This is a genomic window from Peptoniphilus sp. (assembly GCF_034090345.1).
Taxonomy (GTDB): domain Bacteria; phylum Bacillota; class Clostridia; order Tissierellales; family Peptoniphilaceae; genus Peptoniphilus.
The window spans coordinates 1-4,966 of sequence record NZ_JAXDSS010000133.1 but is presented as its reverse complement, the minus strand read 5'-3'; the positions used below and the strand labels follow the sequence as shown (position 1 = coordinate 4,966).

At 32.5% G+C, this 4,966-nt stretch carries 12 protein-coding genes; all 12 read right to left on the bottom strand.

The window, feature by feature from the left end; translation table 11 throughout:
* Window positions 1-124: 124 nt before the first annotated feature.
* Window positions 125-316: a hypothetical protein gene (locus tag SOR77_RS09860; protein WP_004822520.1), complete on the bottom strand. Its 192-nt coding sequence runs from the start codon at window positions 314-316 to the stop codon at window positions 125-127.
* 207 nt (window positions 317-523) lie between these two features.
* Complete coding sequence (locus tag SOR77_RS09855; protein ID WP_320636929.1) at window positions 524-886, bottom strand: hypothetical protein; 363 nt, start codon at window positions 884-886, stop codon at window positions 524-526.
* A complete protein-coding gene (locus tag SOR77_RS09850; protein WP_320636928.1) occupies window positions 883-1,104 on the bottom strand; it encodes a hypothetical protein in 222 nt (73 codons plus the stop codon). Before SOR77_RS09850 ends, SOR77_RS09855 begins: the two co-directional genes overlap by 4 nt.
* Window positions 1,101-1,928, bottom strand: coding sequence for a Lin1244/Lin1753 domain-containing protein (locus SOR77_RS09845; RefSeq protein WP_320636927.1), 828 nt, complete (start codon window positions 1,926-1,928; stop codon window positions 1,101-1,103). The genes SOR77_RS09850 and SOR77_RS09845 overlap by 4 nt, the downstream gene beginning before the upstream one ends.
* A 45-nt stretch (window positions 1,929-1,973) precedes the next feature.
* Window positions 1,974-2,582, bottom strand: coding sequence for a hypothetical protein (locus SOR77_RS09840; protein ID WP_320636926.1), 609 nt, complete (start codon window positions 2,580-2,582; stop codon window positions 1,974-1,976).
* 2 nt (window positions 2,583-2,584) lie between these two features.
* Window positions 2,585-3,238, bottom strand: coding sequence for an AAA family ATPase (locus SOR77_RS09835; protein WP_320636925.1), 654 nt, complete (start codon window positions 3,236-3,238; stop codon window positions 2,585-2,587).
* A complete protein-coding gene (locus SOR77_RS09830) occupies window positions 3,231-3,776 on the bottom strand; it encodes an HDOD domain-containing protein (RefSeq protein ID WP_320636924.1) in 546 nt (181 codons plus the stop codon). The genes SOR77_RS09835 and SOR77_RS09830 overlap by 8 nt, the downstream gene beginning before the upstream one ends.
* Window positions 3,777-3,788: 12 nt before the next feature.
* Window positions 3,789-4,103: a hypothetical protein gene (locus SOR77_RS09825; RefSeq protein WP_320636923.1), complete on the bottom strand. Its 315-nt coding sequence runs from the start codon at window positions 4,101-4,103 to the stop codon at window positions 3,789-3,791.
* The gene (locus SOR77_RS09820; protein ID WP_320636922.1) at window positions 4,100-4,336 is read right to left on the bottom strand and encodes a hypothetical protein; all 237 of its coding nucleotides are present in this window, start codon (window positions 4,334-4,336) and stop codon (window positions 4,100-4,102) included. The genes SOR77_RS09825 and SOR77_RS09820 overlap by 4 nt, the downstream gene beginning before the upstream one ends.
* Before the next feature lie 103 nt (window positions 4,337-4,439).
* The gene (locus SOR77_RS09815; protein WP_320636921.1) at window positions 4,440-4,577 is read right to left on the bottom strand and encodes a hypothetical protein; all 138 of its coding nucleotides are present in this window, start codon (window positions 4,575-4,577) and stop codon (window positions 4,440-4,442) included.
* Window positions 4,561-4,749 (bottom strand): hypothetical protein, encoded by a 189-nt coding sequence (locus SOR77_RS09810; RefSeq protein ID WP_320636920.1) that lies wholly within the window; start codon window positions 4,747-4,749, stop codon window positions 4,561-4,563. Before SOR77_RS09810 ends, SOR77_RS09815 begins: the two co-directional genes overlap by 17 nt.
* 3 nt (window positions 4,750-4,752) lie before the next feature.
* The coding region (locus SOR77_RS09805; RefSeq protein WP_320636919.1) for a hypothetical protein at window positions 4,753-4,966 on the bottom strand (214 nt) is incomplete at its 5' end.

The window sequence follows — 4,966 nt, the reverse complement described above, 5'->3', positions numbered from 1 at the left end:
ATCTCTTCTGAAATATTCTGTTCTAACCATTCATCTATTTTTGCCCTTATATCACTTATTAAATAATCTTGTCTGTAATAAGCTGCGTCTTCTAGCTCATCTAATAAATCTTGAATATCCATCATTAGTCCCCTTGCCCATCGACATCATAAAAATAACCACTGTCTAAACTCTCTATCCAACCCCACTTAAACAATTTATTTTTACTTCGTTGAATTGCAATTGCTCTTTCTGCTTCAAACTCAGAATTATAAATTCCAACAGAAACTTTGCTTTCAATCCCTTCAAGCTTTACAAATGCCTCATACTCTCTCATCACTCACTCCATACGTATTCTTTTACCATCTCTTCGTCCTCTTAAAATCCTTTATGCACTGTTTGTCTAGCACATAAGCAGCATCACTATATGCTCTCTTTCTTCGTTTGATTTCTTCGTTCTCTCTGTAAAAGTCTTGATACTTGCTACAATTACTATGGCAGTTAAGATGCCTTATCTTGCAGTCTAAACAACATTTATTCATGGCTATACCTCTTGCATGTATATCTCTACCATTTCCGTTCCACTAATTAAAAACTTATGAGATATATTTCTTACTTCATTCCACCCATCATTTTTTATAATTCCTGCCATCTGTAGACCGTCAAAAATGAATTTTTGTGCTGACATTATATTGTCTTTATCTCTTCTTTTGTCTTTACAGTGCCATTTAAAAGTTATATCTATTTGGTTTTTAATTTTTCCATTCATCTGAGCTTTGATATTCCATGCTATCATCTCTGTTGTTTCTTTTTTTAGCCTTGCTCCAGCAAATTTATTCACTCTATTTTTGTTTATTACTTCATTCATTCCCGGCAGTCTATTCTTGATTACTATTTTGTGTATCATAAAAGCTCAACATCCTCCAAACCACAAGACAATACCGAATTAGCATTTAAATCCTTTAGCACTACAGACGGCACTATCTTGCCCTTTATATTTTTAAAAACAAGAGCCTCAATACACTCATACTCTGTGCTTTCAGACTGCAAATTACTTAAAGTTCTGCCCTTAAAAATAACCCTTTGTTTGTTTATAAGTGCAGCCTTAGCCTGTTCCAAATTCATATCCCAAACTCCTTTAAAGCCTGCTCCCTCTTACGCTTTGCAATATCTTCAAGATCCTGTTCACTCATAGAGTCAGTTGCCTGCTCAAAGTTATGGAATTTAGTGCGTTTAGTTTTTGACTTCGTACTGTCTTTTCCGTTACGTCTCCAATTCTCTAAAACACTATTAACGTACTTCAAACTATGGGCATTATACTCAGCTGCAACCTTGAATGCATCACGAATCCAATTAATTTCAAAGTCCTCCAGCATAGCTATTATGCTATCTCTCACCGTGTTATTGATTGCACCAAAACCACTGTCCTGATATAACTTTATTATTTCAGACAGTTCAGGAGAGATATTTTTATTTACTTTACTTTCCTTTACTTTACTTTGTGCATTAATGTCTACATTAACTCCCTTTGTTTGTGCATTAATGTCTACATTATGCTCACATTTATTACTTTCTATAATGTATAAAGTTGGTTTATTTGATTTTCTTCTTTTTGTAGCTTCAAGATAGTTTTGTTGAATTTTTTTGCTAGTTAGAACCTCAGCCGAATGAAACAGGGCTTTATCAAAAAAATCCCATAACACCAAGCGGTCTACAATTAGCTCCATTAATTCTTTACTTATTCCAGGTAGTCTTTTTAGGAGTTGGGCTTTCACAAGTTCATTCCATACAATGAAATATCCATTCTTGTATATCGCACATAACAGTTTTACTACTGTGATTTCACCCTTAATTCCAAACTCACCTGAAATAGCTTCTATCTTTTCATCTTCAAAAATATCTACGTCTAAAGGAAAATAATCCAAACCATCTTTAGGAGGTCTTGCCAAATTATCACATCCTTTATCTCTATTAGGGAGCCTAAGCCCCCTTAATTAAAATGGTATATCTGCGTAAAATGGTATATCTGCGTTATTTATTTGATAAAATCCTTCTGCATCTTTCAACTTTTCACTCTTAGGTAGTTCAATTTCAATCGCATTCTCATATCTCTGTAAACAAGAGTTATAAATTTCTGCCGGTCTATTTTCTAACTTTTCCTTAGATGTTTGTTTTGTTTGTGAGTCATAGAAACTTTTTAAAATATAATCGTAAGCATATCTTCTCTCTTTAGTTCCGTTATTATCCACTTGGTAATCTCTAACATTAACTTCTATAACCACTCCTATTATTTTGCCTATAAGAGAAGCTATCTGTTTATCTTGTCCTGGTAGTAAAGCATTTTGATTTAATAGATAACATAAATGAGATAGATGTCTTTGGTTAAATTCAACCGGTAGTCCATCTCTATTTGTGTAGTACATTCTTAAATTCCCTCGTCTACTTTCTGAGTCAGAAAAATTAAGAGCTATTCCTTCTGATTTTGAATTATATCCATTTAGTTGCTCAGCCTTTTCAATTACAACTTCATAACATCCACTCTTTTTTATATATTCGATACTTTCAACATCTTCGCCAATATAATCTTTATTCATTTGAAACATAATTAACCTCCGTAATATTCATTTATCTTTTCAACAACGTACCCTAAATCATTTTCTATCTTTACACTTTCAAACATTCCTTTTGGGCTTTTAGTAGTATTAAATCCATTGTTTTGAGTTTCAAAGTAGTAATTACCATCTTCGATTTTTGTATTTAAAACTACAGTAAATAAACCTTCAATAGTTATTTTTTCATCAAGTAATTTTCCAATTGTCTTAACTTTTATTCTTCCATCATCTTTGACTTCTGAATGGCTAAGAAAGACAATCGTTAAATCTTCTCTTAACCCTGCAGCAAATTTAATAACGTCATAGTAGTGCTGCCCTATCTCTGTAAACTTATCAAATCCTCTTTCTGTGGCTCTTGTCATATATTCATCACTCATTAGATACTGTGAATCATCAATGACTACAACTTTTATTCCTGAATTTTGATTAATATAACTTAAAGTTCCTATTATCTGATTCCACTTGCCTGTAACAGTTCTGTTCCCATCTGCTTCTTTTGATTTAAGTGGATATTTTGTCTTAAATCCTTTAAACGGAAGTGGCTTATTAACCACCTGGATAATAAAAGTCTCGTTTGGATTTAATCCCTCTATAGCAGTGCTTTTACCTGTTCCGCTTTCTCCAATGATTAAAACCATGTTACTCATAATTACACCTACTTTCCCATAAATCAGCGAAATGTATAATCATTTGAAGTTTAGTTTCATGACCCTTTAGTTCTCTTCCGAGACCTGAATATAATCCGTTGTGAAATAGTATTGCATGGGCTATTTCTTCATCAATTTCAATATTATTTTCAACTTCTTGTAAACTTATAACTTCGTGTGGTATGCCAAGAAGTTCTTTATTAACTTCATAAGGTTTAGCTTCTGAACGTTTACCGCTCTTTAAAATATTTTCTACATAATTAGGTTTGCCTTTATATCCTATCTTTCCAATATCGTGGAATAGTGCTGCAATAATAACTGCAGCCGTATTTTCATATCCAACAGCTTCAGCTATACCTAAAGCTATATCACATACTTTTACATTATGTTTTAAAAGTCCTCCCTCTTCACTCCCATGATATGCAGAACTTGCTGGAGCTTTATCAAAACCCCTTTCAAGTAATTTTTTAGAAAATCTATCTATATCATAATCTTGTAAAATTTCTATATATTCATTGTACTTTTTTAAATAATCCATCTGTCGTTCCTCCTACACTGCATACGCATATTTCTTAAGTCTTCCGTTACGTCTATATCTGCCCATGAACTCTACTATCTCTCTATTATCCTTGTACTCTTCATTAAGAGTTACTATTTCAACTTCGTAATAGTGCTTCTTTTCTCGTTTATGAAAATCAAAGTTATTAAAAGTAGTAAACTTCATGTCTACACTCGTTCTATCGCTCTCATTTTCATCGCCATCAAGATTTATAAAGCCATAAGTTATCTTTTGAATATAGAACACTTCATAATCTTCAATAACTCTGTAAAATGTCTTCTTTAAAACAGTTTTAAAAGTTCTCATATTGCCACCTGACCTTTATAGTCCTCATAAATCAGTGCAAAATCATTAATCCTTTCAGCTTCTGCTTCAAGATTTTTAATCTTAATCTCTATATCAGCCTTATTTTTCTCAACCTCTCTTATCAAGTCTTCATCAGTTAAGATGGCTAAAAAATAATTAGCCCTATCAAGTTCCCTTTGTAAATCTTTTCTTTTTAAAACTAAAACATCCCACTCTAAATTAAAATTTTTCATGCGTTATTCTCCTAAATATGCTATACTTAGCATAGATATATTACTTAAGTGCTTTAAATGCTTGCCGGCTTTAATAGCACTTTTTTGTTATAAACTTCCATCTTTATATAAAAGGGCTAACAACCATATAGAAACATACGAAAAATGCTCCAACAATACAGCCCCATCCCCCGGATATAAGCAACAATTCAACGAAATTTTCAAAAGACCTCTTTCTTTTTCTCCTAATTTTCTTTTCCATAGTTTTCTCCCAAATATTCCTTAACCTTTTCCGGATAAATTACATAAACATACCTCTTATTATTCTCATCAAGCTTATAAGCCGCCCCAAAAGGAAAAATTCCCCTTTGAAGACCAATCCTTATAGTCTGTTGAGTCTTACCAAGCATTTCAGCAACATCACTAACATTCATTTTCTACCTCCTATCAGTATTTTTCTGAACCCACAACTTCATTTCCCCTGCTGCTATAACAATCTTGTCTAAAGTGTCTATGAAACTATCAAACCTTTCCTTTTCTGAATCATCTATAATCCCATCACTGGTTATATCTAGAAGTTCATACTTTGCTTCATCTAAATTTTTAATAGCAGACAAAGTTTTTATCGTTATTCTGTCTAAATTCTCTATC